This is a genomic window from Vibrio frigidus, from assembly GCF_042465995.1.
GTDB lineage: Bacteria > Pseudomonadota > Gammaproteobacteria > Enterobacterales > Vibrionaceae > Vibrio.
Genome location: NZ_JBCDMC010000003.1, coordinates 245596 through 267140 on the forward strand (window position 1 = coordinate 245596; position 21545 = coordinate 267140).

Consider the following 21545-nt stretch of genomic DNA (forward strand, 5'->3'; position numbering starts at 1 on the left):
TTTATTGCCTCTATTTCGTGTGCAAAACCGCGACAAACTTAACACTAAAAAAGAGGAACGCGGCTTATGCCATGTTTTAAACAAAAAGATAGCCAATCGCTTAAAAATTGATTTAACTGAAACTTCTCATCTTTTTGCATCATTTTTAAATTTGGGTAATCATAACGAGCTTGCACTCTAGAAATCTGTTCACTTGCACACACTTCCGCAACTCTAGCATCGTGATATAGCCTTACTGTCATCTTCGGCAATGGAAAAATGGGCTGTTGATCACACTGGCTAACATCAATCAAGGTAGTATACTTGGTTAATTCAATGACTTCTAATTGGTAGATCATCTGAGCCACTTGGTAGGATCGCACATCACCGACACTCGGTTGATTTGGCAACAGAGCGTTCAACTTAGCATAATTTGTTTCGTAAACTCTCATCAACCCAGCTAAGTCTACATGATAAGGTTTCCCTGAGATTACGGTAGCCATTCGATTCTAAGTTTCTCGTGATTAAGTTCTAGCCATTGTAAGGCCACGATCGAGGCACCATTTTCAATTTTGCCTTCGGCTATTAATGCATAGGCATCGCTTCTGTTCATGACCAATGCCCGGATATCTTCATTTTCGTATTCGAGGCCATATACACCTCCAGCACCCAGAGAACTCACCTGACCGACAAATACATCCAGCTTTTCCGAGCATCCACCAGCGGAAGGGTAATAGCTCGCAACCGAGGCAATATTTTTCACCTCTAACCCTGCCTCTTCCATCGCTTCGCGGCGAACAAGTTCTTCTGTCTTTTCATCGGCATCCATTATCCCAGCAACAATCTCTAATTGCCATGGGCTTTCATGCTCCAATGCACCGACTCGAATCTGTTCAATGAGTACAACTTCATCTCTAATAGGATCATAAGGCAACATAGCCGCAGCATGACCGCGCTCAAATAATTCGCGTTCAACGGGCTGACTCCAACCACCATCAAACAACTTGTGCTTAAATGTATACTTAACCATTTGAAAAAAACCTTGAAATAAGGTTTCTTTAGAAATAATTTTTACATCTTTAGAAGTAAATTGTGGCTTCATAAAGTAGTCGGTTCCATAAATTCATTATGCACAGTAATTTAATCATAGAGTAACTTTAGTGCCAATGATATGACTCAACTTTTTTAGTAAAATTTAAATAGTTTTTGAATTTGTCAGAATTTTATTGCACGAGCGTACAATAAGTTGTAAAAAAGCATAAAGATTAGAACAAAATACCTTCAACATAGGTTAAACTCTTGAAGAATCGATCCTTAATTAAGGCAGGAACAAACAAAATGAAAAAGCTGCTTCCTTTATTTATCAGTGCTGCGCTAGGTACTACTTCTACCATCGCTCTTGCTGATGATCTTGCTGAAATCTATAATTTGGCAAAAGACAACGACCCGACACTGCGACGCTCAGCGGCCCAACGTGATGCCGCATTTGAAGCAATCACTTCTAGTCGTGCAACCCTTTTGCCTCAAATCAATTTAACTGCTAGCTACGATATTACACGTAGTGATTATGACAGTGCTGAAAATAACACATTAGCTGCGGGTATTAATTTTTCGCAAGAGCTTTATCAACGCTCAAGCTGGATCACTCTCGATACGGCAGAGAAATCAGCCAGACAAGCGGATGCCGCCTATGCGGCTCAACAACAAAACTTAATTCTACGTGTCTCTACAGCGTACTTTGAAGTACTTCGAGCTCAGGATAGCCTAGAATTTGTTCGTGCCGAAAAAGCAGCGGTCGCAAGACAATTAGAACAAACAAAGCAACGTTTCGAAGTTGGCCTATCAGCTATTACTGACGTTCATGACGCACAAGCAGAATATGATACTGTGCTGGCAAATGAAGTCGTCAGTGAAAATGACCTTGTGAACAGCTATGAAGCACTTCGTGAAATCACAGGTCGTGAGCATACCGATCTTAAGGTTCTTGACACCAAAACGTTCTCAACTAGCGAAACCCAAGAGTCAGCTCTACAACTCATGGAATTAGCACAGACTAAAAACTTGACGCTATTAACGGCAAGAATTTCGCAAGATATCGCTCGTGATTCCATCTCTTTGGCAAGCTCTGGACATCTCCCTTCACTAACACTCGATGGTGGATACGGATATACAGATAAAGGCGAAAGTAACAGTGATTATGATGCAAACACTTTCAATGTTGGCCTGAATCTTTCTGTGCCTCTATATACTGGTGGTGACATTACATCTCAGGTCAAACAAGCCGAGTTTAACTATGTAGCCGCAAGTGAAGATTTGGAAGCGACGTATCGCAGCATTGTCACTACAGTTCGCAGTTCAAGCAACAATATCAATGCAACAATTGGGACTATCCGAGCTTATGAGCAATCGGTAGTGTCGGCTAAATCCGCCCTAGAAGCGACAGAGGCTGGATTCGATGTAGGTACACGTACCATTGTTGATGTATTAGATTCCACTCGCCGTCTTTATGATGCAAACCGTAACCTGTCTGATGCTCGATATAACTACATCATCAGCGTTCTAAATTTACGTGATGCGACTGGCACACTAAGTGAGCAAGAGATCCTAGACATCAATACTGGTCTTAAAGCACCAGAAATCGCTAAAAAGTAAGCTTATCTGGTGGTTAGATAATATAAAAGAGGTTGGCCATGCCAACCTCTTTTTTTAGTCAGTTCCTAAGTTCTAAACAAACCATTTGTTCCATTGTTGCCTAACGCAATCACGCTCTTCAATGAAGCGGCTCTCATCCACATCCGCATCTTGGTTAAGTAAATTTCTGTGGTGCATTTCATCTCTCAGGGTTGTATAGGCTCTGTTTAAAGCTAATGCTTCTTGCTCTTCAATAATACCTTGGCTTGCTAACGACTCGAAAATTCTCACATTATCAGACCAACGAGTTAATGTAGGGTACTCGTTGCTGTAAGAGAGAACCAAATACTGTGCGAGAAATTCGATATCCGTGATGCCCCCTTTATCTTGTTTAAGCATAAATCGTCCCGCTTTCTTTCCACCTAAGTGCCCTCGCATCTTCACTCGCATCTCTGCAACATCTTGCTTCAGTTTTGCCTTATTTCTTTCATTAGAGAGCACGTTATGTCGTATCTCATTGAAGGCCAGTGCTAATGGTTTATCTCCATAGATCAGCCTCGTGCGAACAAGCGCCTGATGTTCCCAAGTCCATGCCTCTGTCTGTTGATACTCTTCGAATGCGTCAGTGGGGCTGGCCAAAAGCCCAGATGCACCAGAAGGTCTCAAACGAGTATCCACTTCATACAAAATACCGGAAGCCGTTCGAGTTGAAAAAATATGGACGATTCTCTGAGCTAATCGTAAGTAAAATTGCCTTCCGTCAATCTCTTTTTTTCCGTCTGTGTACACATTTACAGGGCAGTCATGCATAAAAACGATATCGAGATCAGAGTTATATCCTAGCTCCCAGCCACCCACTTTCCCATAACCGACAACAGCAAACCCTTTGCCCTCTCTCTCTTTTAGATGAGTAGGCTCTCCATATTTTTCAGACAGTTGTAACCATGCTTGATTAATAACTGCTTCTACAATGGCTTCCGCAAGGGAGGTCAAATGATCACTTACCTTCATCACCGGTAGTACATCGGCAATGTCGGCAGCGGCAATTCTTAGGCTGCAAATCTGTTTAAACTGTCGCAGCGCTTCCATCTGCTGCTCCATGTCGTCTTCTGGAATACGTGCTAAGTAATCTCGTAACTCCGTCCTATAAGATTCTAACGGTACTGGATTATACAGTTGGTTTGGGTCTAATAGTTCATCAAGCAAAATAGGGTATCGACTGAGTTGCTCCGAGATCATAGGGCTTGCCGTGCAAAGACGCACTAGTTGGGTAAGAGCGGCAGGGTGCTCATCAAGAAGCTCTAGATAGGTTGTTCGAGTCACTATCTTATGCAAAATATGAAGAACTCTAGACAGACCAAATTCGACATCTTTATGCGCAAATATGGATTGAAAGACCTTAGGCATCAACTTATTTAAAACTTCTCGACCTCTTGGTCCAAGTGTTTTTTTAGCTAAATCATTCTTAAATTGAATGATCACTTGAGCTTCTTTCAGTGGGTTCTCTCTTGAAAGATCTTGTGCTAAAACGTGCTCAATCACTTCTTCGTTATGTGCCATATCCCAAAGCTCAGAGAAGTGTTTTTTCACCGCGGTACTTTCTTCTTCTTCATCACCAATTAATAGCTCAAATATACGATGAACGGATTGCATATGAGTTTGCGTCTCTTGCAATAGCTCTTGCCAGGTTTCTTTGCCCATGGCCCATGCTAATTTCAGTTGATCAGATTCATTTTCAGGTAGGGTTTGAGTTTGCTTGTCTGCCATCGCTTGTAGTAGGTTCTCTTGCTTACGCAAAAAACGATATGAAGCTTCTAGTTGATCAATTTCCGCCACGTCCAACAGATTAAGTGTCTTAATTGCCGCTAAGGTTTCTAATAACCCACGCCCTCTTAAGCTGGGTTCTCTACCACCACGAACCAATTGAAATACCTGTGCGATAAACTCAATTTCACGTATACCACCTGCGCCCAATTTTATATTATTCGCTAAACCTCTGCGCCTGACTTCACTGGATATCATTGACTTCATCCGTCGAAGCGATTGGATGGCACTAAAATCGATATAACGTCTGAATACAAAAGGCCTTAGCATCTGTCGTAACTCTTGATATTCCGGGTACATTTCACTTCCCATGACGCGGGCTTTTATCATGGCATAACGTTCCCAATCTCGTCCCTGCTCTTGATAATAATCTTCGATGGCGGCATAGCTCATCACTAATGGACCACTTTCGCCAAATGGTCGTAGCCGCATATCGACTCGATAACAGAAGCCGTCAAAGGTTTGTTGATCTAATGCTTTAATGATCCGTTGGCCGAGCCGAGTAAAAAACTGGGCGTTGGCGATACTTCTGCGTACGCCCTGTGTCTCTCCGTTTTCAGGATAGGTGAAAATAAGATCGATATCCGATGAGAAATTCAGTTCACCACCACCGAGCTTGCCCATGCCGATTATCAGCATAGGTTGAGGTTCGCCATCCGCGTTGCAGGGCGTTCCCCATTCCGCGCTACAGAGCTGATATTGCCAGCGATAGGTCTCAAAAATCATCGCTTCAGCCAACATAGATAGATGACCGAGGCTTTGGTCAAGGCTCCAGCTATTGGCAAAATCTCGCCACGCAATGTAGACCATCTCCCTTCGTCTAAATTGGCGCAATACCTTAAGCCCACCATTTTCATCGTTGCAGCTATCTAGCAGTGCAGCCAACCGTTCCCGATAGGTATGACACCGTTCCTTTCCAGATAACATTTCAGGTAACGTTCGCACCAATTCATCGTCTTGAGAAAGAGATTCAGAAACAAACTTACTGAGCGATAAGACACGCTTTAGTTCTACCTTGAGAGGCGTTGACCATGTCTCAATACGTCTTTGAGAGTCGTCATTAAGTTGAGAATAGGCGAATTGATAATCCAAAAGAAAGCTATCGGGCAGTTGCATCTGACATCCTTGTTCATTTCCATTTGTTATTGAGACCCTAACCTGAACGGTTCAGATTCACTATACTCTAGCAATAAAAAAGACCTGCTAAAACTGAGCAGGCCTTATATACGCAAGTTACGTGATCTCTGAGGTAACTATATTTGGAAGGATTTGATTTTTCCGTCCAATTCTTCTGCATTACCTTGCATCTCTTCCGACATTTCCAATAGTTCAGAAACCACCACGACCGAGGCTTCAACCAATCCTCTAACATTCGTTAGGTTTTGGTTCATTTCGTCTGCAACACTGCTCTGTTGACCTGCTGCTGTCGCAATATGTACGTTCATATCATTAATGCTGGTGACTTGATCAACGATACCACTGAGCTCATCTCCGGCACTTCTTACTAATTCAGCACCATCTGCCGCTTCAACAACACTTTTTTCCATCATATTAACGGCGGAACTTGCACTATTTTGTAGCTGGGTGATCATCTCTTGTATTTCAACTGTCGCCTTTTGCGTGCTCTGTGCAAGGTTACGTACCTCATCTGCGACTACTGCAAATCCACGACCTGCATCACCCGCTCTAGCCGCTTCTATCGCTGCATTTAGCGCCAGCAAATTGGTCTGTTCAGAGATGTTTTGAATCGTACCTACCACACTGCTTATTGAATCAACTCTAACTTCAACTTGATTCACTGCCTCTGCTGACTGACTGATATCCTTTGATAACTCTCTCATTTTACTGACGCTATCGAGGACAAATTGCTGACCAGTTTGAGCTTGAACCAACGCTTTTTCCGTTACTGAAGAGGCACTCTGCGCATGTTCTGCAACCGTTTGAACCGTTGCACTCATCTCATTCATTGCCGTCGCGAGTTGGTCTATTTCACCAAACTCCTCTTGTGACGACTCTTTTGTTTCTGACATGCTGATGGTCATCACTTCGGTCATGCTTGAGAGCTCTTGAGACGTTTCAACCTGAGCTTTTATGACATCTTGAAGCTGCACTCTGGTTCTTTCAAGCTCTCTCGCTAAATCGCCATATTCATCTTTACAATCTAATTCAATTGGCGTTAAAAGATCTTTTCCTGCCATACCTTTGATTGCTTCTGCAATATAAGTCGTTTGACGCAACATGACATTGGCCGCGCCAAGTAAAATGCCGACAAAAACAATAATCATGATCAATGTTTGCCAGATAACCTGTTTTATATAGGCATCATAATGTTTCTGTGACACATCCGAACTTTGTGATACCACAACAACCCAATTGGCATTGGACAGTTTAATAGCATGCTCAAACCTTTCTCCACCCACTAACTCAATATCTTGGCTGTTAGATAATTGAGAGAGCAGTTGCTTTACCGCATTCCCATCATTTGTGATCGACGTCATCGAATTTAGAGAAGAGAAATCAGGATGGCCAATAACCTTGCCACTATCCCTATCTAAAACATAGGTAAAATGTTTTTTACTGCTGCGGTTGGACATCGCTTTAATCGCCGATTCAGCCGCTTGCGTATCCGAATTATTGGATAAGATAATATCAATGAGGCTTGCTTCAGAATTTGCTTCAATTGCAATCTGTTCTACCTGAATAGAAGTAGAGGAGTCGTAGAATGTCCGAGCATCCCATAATTGCTTAGAAATAATTAAAACCGTGCTAAAAACCATCAGCATACACAGTTTGGGAACTAACCGTATATCGGTTATCACCCTTTCCCATGGTTTAATTGTGATACTTGCCATTCCTAATTCTCCACGTATTCTGGTACTACTTAACTCGTTAGTTAAATAATAAATGTAGTTTCTCTTCCATTTATTATGGCGACACTGAGCATCTTTATAATTAATTTGAGCCTCGAATGAAAAAACATCATATCAAAAATGACGTCAAACCAATGAGCTTAATGTCACTGGTACTATCCTTTTTATCCTTATTTGTGATCTCTGGACTGATATTCTTTAAACCTTCGCCAGATACCTATTCCTTACTTATCGGCATCGACAGCGTAATCTGTAGTCTCTTTTTGTTACAGCTCACAATCGATCTCTTTCGTTCTAAAAACCGACTCGTTTTTTTAAAGGAGCATTGGATAGATTATCTCGCAAGCATACCGTTAATAGAGCCCCTTCGTTATGCCCGAATATTCCAAATATTAAGGGTAATCAGGGTTATTCAATCGGGAAAACACATCTTTCAGCAAATAAATAAAAATAGAAAAGAAGCGACACTTGCCTCTATCTTATTGCTACTGGTTTTTCTACTTACTATTGGCTCAACCGCGATTCTCGCAGCAGAAGGGGGACAACCAGATGCAAACATAAATAATGCTGGGGACGCATTATGGTGGGCCATGGTGACCGTCTCAACGGTGGGTTATGGCGACCACTATCCAACAACAGACATAGGCAAAATTGTTGCCTCAGTAATCTTAATTTGCGGTGTAGGTATATTTGGTATGATTTCAGGTTTAATCACATCGTTGCTCGCCACGCCTAAATTTAATAACCCACATGACCAATCTCTTAAAAATCATCAATTAGCTGAAAACAATCAATTATTAGAAAAGCTCATCTCAAACCAACAAATCCTAGTGGAAAAAATTGAGCTACTAGAACAGTCGATTGACAATAAGTTAAATTCAAAAGAAGAGTAAAACCAATTCGGAAAATTAACTGATCAGCAATCTGGCTGTCATAAGCCGACATCAATGGGTAGGGAGGCCCATTACTAAGCGTACAAGGATGTCTTGAGCCGTCGGCGGAATGACATTCATGTTGATCATAAACAGAGTCTGGTATAACGAAAAGGTGGACAACATTCGTCGGCCACCTTTTCGTTAATAGAGGAATATTATCTCAAGATCTTTTAGCTACTCCAATAAGGTTGAACCTCTATACTCATTGCTCGGGTTTGTTCCATTGCATGTAAAATGGAAGCCTCCTGTCTCGCAAGCCATCTTTCCAGTTGACCTCTGTCTTCTTCATCAAGTTCTTTGTGGTTAATGAGCTCTTCGAGTGGTCTTAACGTAAGTAGATCGTCAATCCCGTGGAGAAGATCATCCCAAGGCATACGGAAATTATTGCGTTGGTCAATGTCGTACACCGACGCAAAACAGATACCAGTATAAAGGTTCCTCATAAGCCCATAGCGTTGTTCTATATATTCATAACGTGTGAGCGCGGTATGAGGTGGAAAGGCTTCGATCAACTCAGCCCATGTTCGATCAAGTTGGTATTGAGAAAAGCGCTTAACTGGGTTTGCCATTTTCTCTTTTGCTTTTTCATCTAAGAACGGGTGCCAGCCTCTTCCCATTAACCAACGACTTAAGTCAAGAAGCAACCCTGTATATCGAGCAGATGTAAATAAGGTAATCATGTCGTCTTGTGTTGGTAGCGCTTCTTTACTCTTGATAAGCTTATTCACCAGTACCTTTCTTGCATCAAGTTTACGAAGAGCATGGCCTTTATCTTCACAAAGATCATCAATATAATCGGCCGTTTTTAACCAGCTAAGCTCTTCATCTAACCACTTCAACTCTTGACGCAATAATGCGCTTGCTCTTCGAGGAACAATGCCACCATACACCGTTAAGATTTGTCTGATAAACGAGATCGAATTGCTGATTTGTGCAAGCACTTGATTCGAAGGGTGTTCAAAATATATCTGTTCGTGAAAATGCCAATGAGATAAAGCATGTTCAAGTGAGTTCACGAAACACACTTCAACGCTGTCCTCGGATTTAGTCTCCACCAAAGCGAGTGGTTTTACTTCGTCTCCCTCATAACCTTGAGCGAGTCGATAACCCCGTGCCGCTTTGCTTAGATTGCCTAAGCGCATCCCCCCCTCTTCACTTAAACTTCTTGCCAAAGTGAAAAGTGAGTCCGCTTGTCCTGACTTAAGCTCGAGTTCCACCTCACAAATCGGTGATTCTTTGTCCCCAGCAACCACAACACCTTGGTCGAATGCCACTTCAATTTGACTGCCGTCAGCCATGCTTACCAGCCATTGTTCTCGGGTGAAATTGGTTGAAAATATAGGAAGGATATCGTGTTGTAATTCGGAAAAGTCTTTACCTGGCGGCCATATATCTTTCGGGTGGAGTGTTAGGTCAGGAGAGTTACTACTATGTTCAGCGTTATATTCGGGTCGTTGATGCAATCCAGCGACCACTCGTCCAGATGTTTTTACAGTCTGAACATAAACCTCATCAAACCGTCGAATACGTAAGCCTATATCGTGCTCACGCAGCCAGTTGTCTTGAGTATCAAAATAGATATTACCTAGTTCTCTACAACTGTTCTGAAGCGTTTTAACCTCCGCAATTTTTCTTCGTAATTTTTCCGAAAAATCCGGTCGTACAAAAAACTTCAGTTCTATCTCGGTTTCCATTTGCTATTTATACCTTTAAAAGTAGTCCTACACAGGATATTGCCTATTTTTGCCTACCGCAAGATCGAAATTTAGCTGAATAGATGATCTAAATCAGTTTAATTGGTCAATTTATTAGGTTACCATGCGCGACTTTATAGCCCTAGGCAACCAATTACTTTTTTTTGGTATATGGTTTATGTAGGTTCTATTTTTTTAGGTTTGATCACTATGCCAGTAAATACAATCATGGGGCTGTTCGCCAAATCCCCAATAAAACCTCTACAAAAACACGTAGCGGTTGTAGATGAATGCTGTTCTCAGCTCATTCCGTTTTTTGAAACCTGCCATCAAGGCGATTGGGAAAAAGCGGAAGAAATTCGAGCACGCATTTCTGAACTAGAGAAGGAAGCCGATGTTTTAAAGCGTGAAATTCGCTTAAAACTACCAAGCGGATTGTTTATGCCTGTCGACCGTACAGACATGTTGGATCTCATAACCCAACAGGACAAACTCGCTAACCTCGCCAAAGATATTTCAGGCCGTGTCATTGGACGCAGACTGAACATACCTGACGCTATCAACGATAACTTTATTGCCTACGTTAAGCGCTGTATTGATTCAGCACATCTTGCGTATAGGGTTGTACAAGAATTCGATGAGCTAATAGAAACTGGATTCAAAGGCCGTGAAGTAAGTTTAGTGGCTGAGATGATCCATCAATTAGACTTGATAGAAGACGACACCGATATATTGCAAATTAAATTACGTCAACAATTAATGGCCATTGAAAATGACTATAACCCAATTGACGTTATGTTTTTGTACAAAATTCTTGAATGGGTAGGCGAAATCGCCGATCAGGCTGAGCGAGTAGGTACTCGTTTAGAACTGATGCTCTCTCGTTCATAATTTTTCAATCACTTTGTAAATTCAGGTTCAATCATTGTGCCTATTAAATGGCATCAAAGTAATGTGCGCTGCGCATAACCCGAGTTTCTTAAATTAAGGTATGACAATGGATACCCTCGCTAATTACGGCACTATCCTTCTTATTATCGCTGCACTATTTGGTTTTTTAATGGCTATTGGTATTGGGGCAAATGATGTTGCCAATGCTATGGGAACGTCTGTTGGTTCTAAAGCTCTAACGGTAAAACAAGCGATTATTATCGCAATGATTTTCGAATTTGCCGGTGCTTACCTAGCGGGTGGCGAAGTTACAGATACCATTCGTAAAGGGGTTATCGATACCTCTTTGTTTGAAAGCCAGCCGGAGATTCTTGTCTTTGGTATGATGTCAGCACTATTAGCCGCTGGTACTTGGCTTTTATTGGCCTCTTTTCGAGGATGGCCAGTATCCACAACGCACTCCATTATAGGTGCCATTATCGGTTTTGCTCTTGTTTCTGTTGGTTCAGAAGCTGTAGATTGGAAATCGGTTCAAGGCATTGTGGGTAGTTGGATAGTCACCCCTCTAATTTCAGGTATTATTGCTTACTATATCTTTGTCACTGCACAGCGTCTCATCTTTGATACCGCCACACCGCTTATCAATGCCAAACGTTTCGTTCCTGTTTATATGTTCATAACCACTCTAGTCATTGCCTTGGTTACGATAAAAAAAGGACTAAAACATATAGGTTTACACCTAACCGGTTTTGAAGCTTGGGGTTGGGCAATAGCCGTATCGGCGTGCGTAATGGTGGGTGGTTACATCTACATTGGCAAGAAATTCGAAGCAAGCAAAGATGACCACAGCTTTGCTGGTGTCGAAAAAATCTTTAGCACCTTAATGGTTATCACGGCATGTGCTATGGCATTTGCTCATGGTTCAAATGATGTTGCGAATGCCATTGGGCCTCTATCTGCTATCGCGGCAACGATTGAAAATATGGGTGAAATCTCATCTAAAAGTGCCATCGCATGGTGGATATTACCGCTTGGTGGTATTGGCATTGTGGTCGGCCTAGCCACCATGGGTCATAAAGTAATGGCGACAGTTGGGACCGGCATAACAGAATTAACACCGAGTCGCGGATTCGCAGCTCAGCTTGCAACCGCTTGTACAGTGGTTTTAGCATCAGGTACCGGTTTACCTATCTCAACAACGCAAACATTGGTTGGTGCCGTGTTAGGCGTCGGTTTTGCCCGTGGTATTGCGGCACTAAACCTCGGAGTTGTTAGGAATATCGTTATCTCTTGGGTTATTACCCTACCTGCTGGTGCTATTTTAGCTGTGATATTTTTCTATATTTTGGAAGCGATATTTATCTAATCAATGTTAGAGCAATGTCATATTTGATTCAAAAGTGAAAAAAGGCACGTTTATACGTGCCTTCTTAGTTGCATGAACAGCATAAAATTCTTACTATTCTCCCACTGGAAAATTCGAATAATGATTAGAACGAAATATGGTAACGATTTTATCGCCATAAATTCGTAAGGAACACACTGTGAAAAAATTGGTTTATGTTGTTTTATTTGTTTGCTTCTCAATACCAAGTGCATTTGCAGCACCGAGGTACATCGCAGATAGTCTATTCACTTATATGCATGCTGGTCCGGGTAATGAATTTCGTATCATCGGCAGTGTCGATGCAGGTGACAAAGTTAACCTTGTCGATGTGAATACCAAGGCTAAATACAGTCAGGTTGTTGACTCTAAGGGTCGAAAAGGTTGGGTAGAAAGCCGGTTTGTAACCCGTCAAGCAAGTATGGCAGAACGTTTACCTAAGCTCGAAGCAGAATTATCCTCGGTTAAAGAACAGCTTTCTAATGCTCGCAAAAACTCAGATGAAGCAAAATCAGGTTTAGTTCAATCTCTTGATTTACGTAACAAACAGATCGCTGAACTAGAGCAGAATCACAGTGACATTAGCCAGCAACTGACGAGTTCTCAAACAGAAATTCGAGAACTACGCGCTAAACTAGATACGCAAAAAGAAGACCTACTGCTTAAGTACTTCATGTATGGCGGTGGTGTAGCGGGTATTGGCTTATTGTTCGGACTCGTTCTTCCGCATATCGTTCCTAGACGTAAAAAAGCACCAAACGGTTGGGCTTAATTCCTACTCTGTTCCGCGATTAGCCTATCTCTATTAAAGAACCTAAAAAGGTCGCAATAATTGCGACCTTTTTCTATTTCCCCAGAGTAGTATGACATCTCTGTCAATCAACCCTGCCATTCATAGAGCGCTGGGATCTCAATAACATCACCATCAAAACCAACGGTGATATATCTTGGAGTAATCGTCAGTAATTGCACTGCAGCACTTATCCAGTCCCCTTCATATAGCTCTACACCGTTAATCTTCACCCAACGATGTTGCACATTGCCGGCATACATATGTGTCTGTAAGTTCATGGCGGGGAGCTTCCCCTCAAACACATACTCATAGTCAACCAATTCAATTTTCTCGACATCGTTAGGCGAGTCGTTGGATGATGGTAATTGAGAAGATACATCACCATTTAACGCGTCTTGTACTCGCTCTGCAAGTTCCGAAGAAAGCCCACTAAGGTCAAGAGACTCAAGTTGAAAGTCATCACTTACCGGTTTTACATTATTGTTTGAATTTTTCGCTTCATCGCTTGTATGTCCCACTAATTTAGCTTTGTTTACTTGGCTCTCTTGCGGTGGCTCGATGGTTCTAAGCTCTGCAAACTCAGGATAAGCCAAAAATTTCACTAGAGGTGATTTTGGCAACCTTTGCTGCTCTTCAAACGCCCGCATTGCCTGTTCAGTTTGTCGCTGCCACGATTGTTCTGCGTTATAGCCAATATAGGCAATAGAGGCGACAGGTGGCAGCAGTATTAATGAGATAATCAACACCAAGTTGTTTTTTCTTTTTGGTTGGCTAAATTGATGTGCTGTGACAGGTGATGGCGTATGAATCGCTTTATAACCTTGTTCTGACTGTGCCAGAGATTTCATTAATTCAGACACGATTAAGAGCCCTCTTCCGTCAAGATAATCTTAGGTGAAAACTCAGTTGTCATTTGATCAAGTAGCTTCAACGTATTGTTTCCTACTACTCCATCTGCCGTGAGCCCTTGCCACGTTTGAAATGCTTTGACTCTATTTTCTAATTTCACATCAAAGATCTGGCTATTCATATTTTCATCGCCTAATACTTTAGACAACATAGCATCCAGTGTTCGGACATCTTCACCTGCACTATTCCGCTTCAGTACTTGAGCAATCTCACTGTACCACAATGTTTGATATTCACCGTTCCAGTTAGAGCGCAACCAATCTGTGGCTAACACGACACGTTGCTGACCATTCAATAGCTCAACTTTGTCTTGATAAACCTTATACAGCACCGCATAAAAAGTCCCCGCCTCGCTCTGTAAGGTCAGCACAACTGGCCTGTTTTCTTCCATGACGTTCAGCAAATTCCCGAAACGACTTTCGCAATGAAATGGCGTACTTTCTGATGAACAATTGGCATCTAATACTGACGCTTTCACACCCCATAAACGATACAGTACTTGCATTACATCGATTTGATTTTGACTTTTTTGTATAAACACATGTAATTCGTCATCAATACTCTGTCGTTTTTCAAGGCTAGATTCCACCATGGGAATAGGCGCAAAATTGGATTGAATGAGGAATTCTATCGGTTGATTAAATTTAAACACCAAACCGACCAGAATAACCGCCAGCATGGTCGCGCTAAACATTGTAGGAAACGCGTTGGTTGTACGGGCCTTAATAGTGGGTGTCAACGGTGCTTGAAATGACATCACGTCCTGACACGCTTTTTCAGCTTGTTCTGCAGTCACTTCTTTTTCACCACTATAAAAAGCATACAGCAGTGCTTTATCGCACACTAAATTAATCAGACGAGGGACACCCTGCGTGTGCTTGGCAATAGTTTTTGACGCCTTAGCACTAAATAATGAATGTTGACTTCCTGCTATGTGTAGACGAAATTCGATGTATTGGATCACTTCTTTATCGGATAACGGCAACAAATGATAACGACCCGTTATACGTTGAGATAGCTGCCGAAGCTCAACAGTTTGCAGCTTAACTTGCAATTCAGGTTGGCCAATTAATAGTACCTTAAGAAGCTTTTGGCTGTCGGTTTCTAGATTCGTCAATAGACGTAGCTGCTCTAAAACCTGAGATGAAAGATGTTGTGCCTCATCGATCAACAATAACGATTGAAACCCATTTGCAAAATTTTCCAGTAAATACTGGTGGATACCTTTGGTTAGCTGCTTAAGCGTGGCTTTCTCGGGGTACTGAACATTAAACTCATCGCATATCGCTTCTAAGAGGTCGGTCTCTGAAAAGGTTGGATTAAGAATTAACCCCGCTTTTACGTCGTCATTTAGAGACGCTAGCATTGCTTTAGATACGGTTGTTTTACCCGTCCCTACCTCTCCAGTCAGCATCGCAAATCCACCGCCATCACCAAGACCGGCTTGAAGATGCACCATTGCCTCTCGATGACGAGAGCTTAGAAACAAGTATCTTGAACTTGGAACTATCGAAAATGGTGCTTCAATAAATCCAAAATAATCCTTATACATTTACTAATCTCTTTTCGTAATAATTCGTTCGCGTTAAATAGACAAAATGTTTTATGCAAAGTACCACTGGCTGATAGAATGTAAAGCCTGACTAAACGTTTTTACCAAGGAGCCTTGTTTGCAAACCTATCTTGTTGGCGGAGCCGTGCGTGACAAACTACTCGACATTCCCAATTACGATAACGATTGGGTTGTCGTCGGTTCTACCGTGGAGCAGATGCTCTCTCTTGGCTTTCAGGGCGTAGGTAAGGACTTTCCTGTTTACCTGCACCCAAAAACTAAAGAAGAGTACGCATTAGCACGGACAGAGCGCAAATCAGGTCACGGATATACAGGTTTTCAATGCCACTTTTCTCCTGATGTATCATTAGAAGAAGATCTTACCCGACGGGATCTTACCATCAATGCAATGGCACAAAATGAGTTCGGAGTCATCATTGACCCATACGGTGGTCAGGATGATCTCAACTCTCGTGTTCTTCGTCATGTATCCGACGCATTCATTGAAGATCCATTGCGAGTACTACGTGTCGCCCGATTTGCAGCCAAACTCGCGCCTTTAGGTTTTACCATTGCGCCTGAAACCATACAGCTCATGAAAAGTATGGTTGATTCTGATGAGCTCAAGCATCTTACGCCTGAAAGAGTATGGCAAGAATGGCATAAATCATTAAAAACTGAGCGGCCCGATATTTTTCTCTCTGTGCTAAAAGAATGCGGAGCGCTTAAGGTTATCATTCCTGAGATCGACCAACTATTTGGTGTCCCTCAACCAGAAAAATGGCATCCGGAGATAGACACAGGAGTCCACACGCTTATGGTGGTAAGACAAGCCACCCTGCTCACGAGTTCTACTGTTGTTCGCTTTGCCGCTCAAGTCCACGACCTTGGCAAGGGGGTAACACCAGAATCTGAGTGGCCTAGCCACAAAATGCATGCTCACACAGGGCTAGCTATCATTAAGGCGCTATGCCATCGGGTAAAAGTGCCTAACGAATACAAAGAAATAGCCCTTGCTGTTTGCGCCCAGCATTCCAATGTACATAGAGCAAATGAACTTAAGCCTGCCACTTTCTTAAAGATACTGAATAAACTAGATGTTTGGCGCAAACCAGACAAACTCAACCTAGTATTGCTCGCATGCGTTGCCGATCACAAAGGAAGGAAAGATCACGAGAACTTACCATACCCACAAAAGTGGATCTTTGAAAATGCTTATAAAAGCGCGTTATCTGTTGATGTACAAGATGTCATTAAAGATGGATTTGAAGGGCAACATGTTCGTGAGGAACTCGACAAGAGACGAATAGAAGCAATTGCGTTTTCTCGACAACGCGAGTGATAGATAATACCCCATCGCAAGCACCTATTTCTGTACTATCGCCGGATATCTTCGATCCCCACTTTCGTGGGGACATCCGGACGTGGCTGGAATCAGCACCAAAGACAATTGAACTAAGAACCAAAAATCAAGAACCCAAACAGACCAAAACCAAGTATCAATCTATAGATAACAAACGGTAGCATTCCCATCTTGGAAATAAGCTTCAAGAAGAAGAAGATACAGATGTAAGCGCTGACGAACGAGGTCATAATTCCTGTCATTAAATAACCTAAATGCACTGGCTCGGTGCTTGTTACTAACTTAAGTCCTAAATACCCACCTGCGAGCATAATGATGGGGATAGACATCAAGAACGAAAAACGCGCAGCGGCTTCACGAGTAAAACCTAAATAAAGTGCCGCTGTAATCGTCGCACCAGATCGTGATGTTCCTGGGATAAGAGCTAAGGCTTGTGCAATACCAATCATCAATGACTTTTTACCATCAGCCTGATATTCGTCATCTTTCAATCGCGCATTGTTATCAACCCACCATAGCAACAATGCAAACACCACGGTTGTTGTCGCGATAATCCAAGGGCTTCTTAAATATAACTCAATAATATCTTTGATAAAGAAACCCAAAATACAGGCTGGAATAGTCGCAAGTATCAGCATCCAAGCTAACTTACTCTCTTTCGAGCGTTCACCCTTGAATATCGATCCAATTAAAGCCGTTAAAAGGATCACTACTTCACTTCTAAAATAGATCATAACCGCGGCAAGAGTACCTACATGCACGGCAACATCAAATGCTAAACCTTGATCATCCCAACCAAGTATTGCAGATGGTAAAATTAGGTGAGCAGAACTAGATATAGGGAGAAACTCGGTAAAACCTTGAACCAAGGCAAGTATAAATGCTTCAAAATACGTCATTGCAATTCCATTAATAAACAAAATCCACTTTCGTTAGGGATTCTAGGTGATCCATTATCTGCCATATCTCTTTCACTCTTCTTCCGTCACTAGGGATAACCAATTCAGGTACTAGATCGAACAGAGGTTGAATGACAAATGGATATTTAAAAATATCGTCTCGGGGTACCGTCGGAGAGTGTGGTGAGACTTCATCACCAAATAGTAAGATATCAAGATCTAGGTTTCTATCTTGACACTTTTTAGCGTCTTCAGGACGGCCCCACTTTAGCTCTATTTTACGAAGTTCGTGTGAAAAATCCGTCAATTTTTTATTCGTGGAAAGCTCTACAACAAAATTGTAGAACGAACTACTATCAAAACCGACAGGCGCACATTCATAAATGGGCGAGACCTTTCTTTGATTATCCAACAAAAAAAGTTCATTAATCGCAGCATGAGTGTGCTTTATTCTATCTACGTTAGTACCAACGCCAACATAAACTATTGTCATTAGGTGTTTCTACTGCCTCTTTCAATCACTACACCGACACCTGCTGCTTGCGGAACGGCACCGGGTTTGGTCAAACGAATATGAATCCAAGGTACATTAAACTGAGCCATAACTAATTCGGCTATTTCTTCGGCAACACGCTCAACCAACAAAAACTGACCATTCTCTATATGTTCGATTATCGCTTTACTTACCTTGGCATAATCCAATGCGTCTTCAACATTATCACTTTTTCCTGCCGGTTTATTATCATGTGCCATTTCAATATCAAGGACCAATTTCTGTTTGATCTCTTGTTCCCAGTCATACACACCAATCGTGGTAATGACCTCTAGTTTTTCAATAAACACTTTATCAACTGACATTTTCTATCCTTTAACATGGTAGGGCAAATCACCGACGTGCCTTACATTATAATAATATTGGTCACCGATTGGTCGTATCCCGCAGGTGCCATTACGCTACGAAATAGTTCAGATGCAAATAATTTAGATGCAAATAGTTTACATGACTAAAAGTACCTAACGAAGCATGGAACCTTTATTTGCGCCATTTTCCTGAACTTTAATTCACTCATTTCCCACGCGGCTTAGTTCGCAAAATTGAACAAACATAACAACTTGTCAACAGGCCGGATACCAAAGAAAGCAAAAACAAAGTATTATTTTCAAACGAGCTATACTAGATGCTCGAAAGAAGAAAATACCGGTTCTATTCTCACGTTTAGCTATTAAGGACACCTATGACACCATTAGCGCTTGGAATGATCATCTTTGCCTATCTGCTAGGATCCATATCTAGTGCGGTGTTAATTTGTCGACTGCTTAAATTACCCGACCCAAGAGAAAATGGCTCAAAGAACCCCGGCGCAACCAATGTATTGAGAATTGGCGGAAAACCAGCCGCAATAACGGTATTGCTACTTGATATGTTAAAAGGCACCATTCCAGTCTGGGTGAGTTACTACTTCACTGTTGAACCTCTGTATCTTGGTTTAATTGGCATTGCAGCATGTTTAGGCCACATCTATCCTATCTTCTTTCATTTTAGAGGCGGCAAAGGTGTTGCTACTGCGATTGGTGCAATAGCACCGATAGGCTGGGGATTAACGGGATTATTAGGCGTTACATGGCTGGTCGCTGCGATTATAACAAGATACTCATCCCTTGCTGCCATTATCACCGCGTTGCTAGCCCCTTTCTATGCTTGGATGTTTAAACCACTCTATACGCTGCCTGTTGCGATGCTATGCTGTCTAATATTGCTTCGACATTACGATAACATTCGCCGCCTTATTGATGGTACAGAGCCAAAAATTGGCTCTGCGTCTTAATCCTTTGAAACCGATTCTTTTTCAAACTGGTTAATGTACGCTAGCGAAGCGAAAACTAATTCGACTTGATAGGTGATAGCTGATCAATTGGCCAACGGGGTTGAGCCTTAACCGATAAATCTGAGGATTCATTATTTTTTAGCCTCTGCATACCAGCATAAGCAATCATCGCTCCATTATCGGTACAAAATTCGGTTCTTGGGTAGTAAACTTCCCCACCTATTTTTTTGGCTAAACCTTCTAAATCCGCTCTTAACTGCTTGTTAGCGCTGACTCCTCCAGCAATCACAATACGCTTCATTCCCGTTTGCTCTAATGCTCGTTTACATTTAATAACTAACGTTGCACAGACCGCTTCTTGAAACGCAAAAGCGATATCTGCTCGGGTTTGGTCGTCACTGTCATTCGCCGCAATGGTGTTAGCTGCAAAAGTCTTCAAGCCAGAAAAACTCATATCCAACCCGGGGCGATTCGTCATCGGTCTAGGGAACTTAAAACGACCCTGAGTGCCTTTTTCCGCCAAACGAGAGAGAAGTGGCCCACCTGGATAATCCAACCCCATCAATTTAGCTGTTTTATCAAAAGCTTCTCCTGCAGCATCATCTATCGATTCACCCAATATTTGATAGTCACCGATAGCTTTCACTTCCACAATCATGGTGTGACCACCAGAGACCAGCAGAGCAACAAATGGGAATGGTGGCGGTGTGTCTTCTAACATAGGGGCAAGAAGGTGGCCTTCCATATGGTGTACAGGAATAGCCGGCACACCCCACGCATAAGCGAGACTGCGACCAATGGTTGCACCAACTAGAATAGCGCCAACCAGACCTGGTCCGGCGGTATACGCAATACCATCGATATCTTTTTCAGATAACTTAGCTTCTTTCATCGCCTCTTTAATGAGAGGAATTGTTTTCTTAACATGGTCTCTTGAGGCTAACTCTGGTACTACACCGCCATAATCGGCATGCAGCTTTACTTGGCTATATAATTGATGTGAAAGTAATCCTTTCTCGTCATCATAAATAGCGACGCCTGTTTCATCACAGGAGGTTTCAATACCTAAAATACGCATGTTTTTCTCATAGAAATCGGAAATTGATGCAATATTACCTAATCTAAGAAAATTTGACCACGATAATACTTTACAAAGGGGCAGTGATCGGATTAAAATTCCGCACCATTTTTGATCTAACTGATTAGTGACCAATCGACTAAGATTTGAGTCCAAAGAATCAGTATTAACGAATAACCCCTGAGGTGAAAGGCATATGCCAATAGTTAAAGTACGTGAAAACGAACCGTTCGACGTTGCATTACGTCGTTTCAAACGCTCTTGCGAAAAAGCAGGTATTCTTTCAGAAGTGCGTCGTCGTGAGCATTATGAAAAACCTACTACCGTTCGCAAACGCGCTAAAGCAGCAGCTCAAAAGCGTCACGCTAAGAAGCTAGCTCGCGAAAACGCTCGTCGCGTACGTCTGTACTAATAACTGAGTCCCAAAAAGGAATCTAGTTATGGCTCTTATTGAACAACTCAAAGAAGAGCAGAAAATTGCGATGAAAGCCAAGGATAAATTACGCCTTGGCACTATTCGTTTAGCCTTATCAGCAATTAAACAACGTGAAGTTGACGAGCGGATCACTCTGACCGACGACGATATCGTAGTAATAATGACTAAGATGGTTAAACAACGTCGCGATTCTGTATCGCAATTTGAAGCAGCAGGTCGTCAAGACTTAGCTGATGCTGAGAAAGCAGAAATTATTGTACTTGGGGATTTCATGCCTCAACCGTTGTCAGAAGAAGAAGTATCAGCACTTGTTGAAAGTGCCATTACCGAATCTGGTGCTGCGGGCATGCAAGACATGGGTAAAGTAATGGGTGTACTTAAGCCGCAAATTCAAGGCCGAGCAGACATGGGTAAAGTAAGCGGTTTAGTTCGTTCTAAATTGGCTTAAATCCCAAATCAATTTAACAAGCCGTGTTATTCT

Annotated in this window: 19 protein-coding genes and 1 pseudogene; 9 read left to right on the top strand and 11 right to left on the bottom strand. The window is 42.1% G+C overall.

The window, feature by feature from the left end; genetic code table 11:
- Positions 1-44: 44 nt before the first annotated feature.
- Positions 45-482: a DUF1249 family protein gene (locus AACW90_RS06790; protein ID WP_195704331.1), complete on the bottom strand. Its 438-nt coding sequence runs from the start codon at positions 480-482 to the stop codon at positions 45-47.
- Positions 470-1081 carry an ADP-ribose diphosphatase gene (nudF, locus tag AACW90_RS06795; RefSeq protein WP_390232572.1) on the bottom strand — a complete coding sequence of 204 codons (612 nt, stop codon included), beginning with the start codon at positions 1079-1081 and terminating at the stop codon, positions 470-472. Before nudF ends, AACW90_RS06790 begins: the two co-directional genes overlap by 13 nt.
- 236 nt (positions 1082-1317) lie before the next feature.
- Here nudF and tolC point away from each other — a divergent pair, with 236 nt between their 5' ends.
- Positions 1318-2631 carry an outer membrane channel protein TolC gene (gene tolC / locus AACW90_RS06800; RefSeq protein WP_390232574.1) on the top strand — a complete coding sequence of 438 codons (1314 nt, stop codon included), beginning with the start codon at positions 1318-1320 and terminating at the stop codon, positions 2629-2631.
- A gap of 72 nt (positions 2632-2703) precedes the next feature.
- On the opposite strand, the gene glnE is transcribed toward tolC, so the two are convergent.
- Positions 2704-5550, bottom strand: a complete 2847-nt coding sequence (glnE, locus tag AACW90_RS06805) for a bifunctional [glutamate--ammonia ligase]-adenylyl-L-tyrosine phosphorylase/[glutamate--ammonia-ligase] adenylyltransferase (RefSeq protein ID WP_390232577.1) — start codon at positions 5548-5550, stop codon at positions 2704-2706.
- Positions 5551-5687: 137 nt separating this feature from the next.
- The gene (locus AACW90_RS06810) at positions 5688-7286 is read right to left on the bottom strand and encodes a methyl-accepting chemotaxis protein (RefSeq protein WP_390232580.1); all 1599 of its coding nucleotides are present in this window, start codon (positions 7284-7286) and stop codon (positions 5688-5690) included.
- 116 nt (positions 7287-7402) lie between these two features.
- Here AACW90_RS06810 and AACW90_RS06815 point away from each other — a divergent pair, with 116 nt between their 5' ends.
- Positions 7403-8197, top strand: coding sequence for a potassium channel family protein (locus AACW90_RS06815; RefSeq protein ID WP_390232582.1), 795 nt, complete (start codon positions 7403-7405; stop codon positions 8195-8197).
- 212 nt (positions 8198-8409) lie between these two features.
- Here AACW90_RS06815 and AACW90_RS06820 read toward each other — a convergent pair whose 3' ends face one another.
- Positions 8410-9933 (bottom strand): CYTH and CHAD domain-containing protein, encoded by a 1524-nt coding sequence (locus tag AACW90_RS06820; RefSeq protein WP_390232585.1) that lies wholly within the window; start codon positions 9931-9933, stop codon positions 8410-8412.
- Positions 9934-10143: 210 nt separating this feature from the next.
- Between AACW90_RS06820 and AACW90_RS06825 the strand changes: the two genes are divergently transcribed.
- The 3 genes from AACW90_RS06825 to AACW90_RS06835 all read left to right on the top strand — a co-directional run bounded on the left by AACW90_RS06825 (position 10144) and on the right by AACW90_RS06835 (position 12980).
- On the top strand, positions 10144-10824 hold the full coding sequence (locus AACW90_RS06825; protein ID WP_195704338.1) for a TIGR00153 family protein: 681 nt from the start codon (positions 10144-10146) through the stop codon (positions 10822-10824).
- A gap of 106 nt (positions 10825-10930) precedes the next feature.
- Positions 10931-12190: an inorganic phosphate transporter gene (locus AACW90_RS06830; protein ID WP_390232588.1), complete on the top strand. Its 1260-nt coding sequence runs from the start codon at positions 10931-10933 to the stop codon at positions 12188-12190.
- Positions 12191-12368: 178 nt separating this feature from the next.
- Entirely contained in the window at positions 12369-12980 is a 612-nt protein-coding gene (locus AACW90_RS06835; RefSeq protein WP_195704340.1) for a TIGR04211 family SH3 domain-containing protein, read from the top strand.
- 107 nt (positions 12981-13087) lie between these two features.
- On the opposite strand, the gene AACW90_RS06840 is transcribed toward AACW90_RS06835, so the two are convergent.
- Together AACW90_RS06840 and AACW90_RS06845 are read right to left on the bottom strand one after the other, a co-directional pair.
- A complete protein-coding gene (locus tag AACW90_RS06840) occupies positions 13088-13861 on the bottom strand; it encodes a general secretion pathway protein GspB (RefSeq protein ID WP_390232592.1) in 774 nt (257 codons plus the stop codon).
- A gap of 2 nt (positions 13862-13863) precedes the next feature.
- Positions 13864-15462: an AAA family ATPase gene (locus tag AACW90_RS06845; RefSeq protein ID WP_390232594.1), complete on the bottom strand. Its 1599-nt coding sequence runs from the start codon at positions 15460-15462 to the stop codon at positions 13864-13866.
- A gap of 106 nt (positions 15463-15568) precedes the next feature.
- On the opposite strand from AACW90_RS06845, the pseudogene AACW90_RS06850 reads away from it, so the two are divergent.
- A pseudogene (locus tag AACW90_RS06850) lies at positions 15569-16804 on the top strand (multifunctional CCA addition/repair protein); the annotation flags it as partial.
- A 113-nt stretch (positions 16805-16917) separates the two neighbouring features.
- Here the strand turns inward: AACW90_RS06850 and AACW90_RS06855 are convergent.
- Genes AACW90_RS06855 through folB form a run of 3 tightly spaced genes read right to left on the bottom strand, consistent with a single transcriptional unit; the run spans position 16918 to position 18582 of the window.
- On the bottom strand, positions 16918-17724 hold the full coding sequence (locus AACW90_RS06855; protein ID WP_390232596.1) for an undecaprenyl-diphosphate phosphatase: 807 nt from the start codon (positions 17722-17724) through the stop codon (positions 16918-16920).
- 10 nt (positions 17725-17734) lie between these two features.
- The gene (gene folK, locus AACW90_RS06860; RefSeq protein ID WP_390232599.1) at positions 17735-18217 is read right to left on the bottom strand and encodes a 2-amino-4-hydroxy-6-hydroxymethyldihydropteridine diphosphokinase; all 483 of its coding nucleotides are present in this window, start codon (positions 18215-18217) and stop codon (positions 17735-17737) included.
- Entirely contained in the window at positions 18217-18582 is a 366-nt protein-coding gene (gene folB / locus AACW90_RS06865; protein ID WP_390232602.1) for a dihydroneopterin aldolase, read from the bottom strand. Before folB ends, folK begins: the two co-directional genes overlap by 1 nt.
- A gap of 377 nt (positions 18583-18959) precedes the next feature.
- Here folB and plsY point away from each other — a divergent pair, with 377 nt between their 5' ends.
- A complete protein-coding gene (gene plsY / locus AACW90_RS06870; RefSeq protein ID WP_390232605.1) occupies positions 18960-19550 on the top strand; it encodes a glycerol-3-phosphate 1-O-acyltransferase PlsY in 591 nt (196 codons plus the stop codon).
- Between the two features lie 55 nt (positions 19551-19605).
- Here plsY and tsaD read toward each other — a convergent pair whose 3' ends face one another.
- Entirely contained in the window at positions 19606-20628 is a 1023-nt protein-coding gene (gene tsaD, locus AACW90_RS06875) for a tRNA (adenosine(37)-N6)-threonylcarbamoyltransferase complex transferase subunit TsaD (RefSeq protein ID WP_390232608.1), read from the bottom strand.
- A gap of 196 nt (positions 20629-20824) precedes the next feature.
- Between tsaD and rpsU the strand changes: the two genes are divergently transcribed.
- Together rpsU and AACW90_RS06885 are read left to right on the top strand one after the other, a co-directional pair.
- Complete coding sequence (gene rpsU, locus AACW90_RS06880) at positions 20825-21040, top strand: 30S ribosomal protein S21 (RefSeq protein WP_004396009.1); 216 nt, start codon at positions 20825-20827, stop codon at positions 21038-21040.
- A 28-nt stretch (positions 21041-21068) separates the two neighbouring features.
- Positions 21069-21512, top strand: a complete 444-nt coding sequence (locus AACW90_RS06885; RefSeq protein WP_390232610.1) for a GatB/YqeY domain-containing protein — start codon at positions 21069-21071, stop codon at positions 21510-21512.
- Positions 21513-21545 lie beyond the last annotated feature (33 nt).

Excerpts from the sequence above, each read along its gene's own strand:
- AACW90_RS06790 (WP_195704331.1), bottom strand. The coding sequence starts at position 482 with ATGGCTACCGTAATCTCAGGGAAACCTTATCATGTAGACTTAGCTGGG.
- nudF (WP_390232572.1), bottom strand. The coding sequence starts at position 1,081 with ATGAAGCCACAATTTACTTCTAAAGATGTAAAAATTATTTCTAAAGAA.
- tolC (WP_390232574.1), top strand. The coding sequence starts at position 1,318 with ATGAAAAAGCTGCTTCCTTTATTTATCAGTGCTGCGCTAGGTACTACT.
- glnE (WP_390232577.1), bottom strand. The coding sequence starts at position 5,550 with ATGCAACTGCCCGATAGCTTTCTTTTGGATTATCAATTCGCCTATTCT.
- AACW90_RS06810 (WP_390232580.1), bottom strand. The coding sequence starts at position 7,286 with ATGGCAAGTATCACAATTAAACCATGGGAAAGGGTGATAACCGATATA.
- AACW90_RS06815 (WP_390232582.1), top strand. The coding sequence starts at position 7,403 with ATGAAAAAACATCATATCAAAAATGACGTCAAACCAATGAGCTTAATG.
- AACW90_RS06820 (WP_390232585.1), bottom strand. The coding sequence starts at position 9,933 with ATGGAAACCGAGATAGAACTGAAGTTTTTTGTACGACCGGATTTTTCG.
- AACW90_RS06825 (WP_195704338.1), top strand. The coding sequence starts at position 10,144 with ATGCCAGTAAATACAATCATGGGGCTGTTCGCCAAATCCCCAATAAAA.
- AACW90_RS06830 (WP_390232588.1), top strand. The coding sequence starts at position 10,931 with ATGGATACCCTCGCTAATTACGGCACTATCCTTCTTATTATCGCTGCA.
- AACW90_RS06845 (WP_390232594.1), bottom strand. The coding sequence starts at position 15,462 with ATGTATAAGGATTATTTTGGATTTATTGAAGCACCATTTTCGATAGTT.
- AACW90_RS06855 (WP_390232596.1), bottom strand. The coding sequence starts at position 17,724 with ATGACGTATTTTGAAGCATTTATACTTGCCTTGGTTCAAGGTTTTACC.
- folK (WP_390232599.1), bottom strand. The coding sequence starts at position 18,217 with ATGACAATAGTTTATGTTGGCGTTGGTACTAACGTAGATAGAATAAAG.
- folB (WP_390232602.1), bottom strand. The coding sequence starts at position 18,582 with ATGTCAGTTGATAAAGTGTTTATTGAAAAACTAGAGGTCATTACCACG.
- plsY (WP_390232605.1), top strand. The coding sequence starts at position 18,960 with ATGACACCATTAGCGCTTGGAATGATCATCTTTGCCTATCTGCTAGGA.
- tsaD (WP_390232608.1), bottom strand. The coding sequence starts at position 20,628 with ATGCGTATTTTAGGTATTGAAACCTCCTGTGATGAAACAGGCGTCGCT.
- rpsU (WP_004396009.1), top strand. The coding sequence starts at position 20,825 with ATGCCAATAGTTAAAGTACGTGAAAACGAACCGTTCGACGTTGCATTA.
- AACW90_RS06885 (WP_390232610.1), top strand. The coding sequence starts at position 21,069 with ATGGCTCTTATTGAACAACTCAAAGAAGAGCAGAAAATTGCGATGAAA.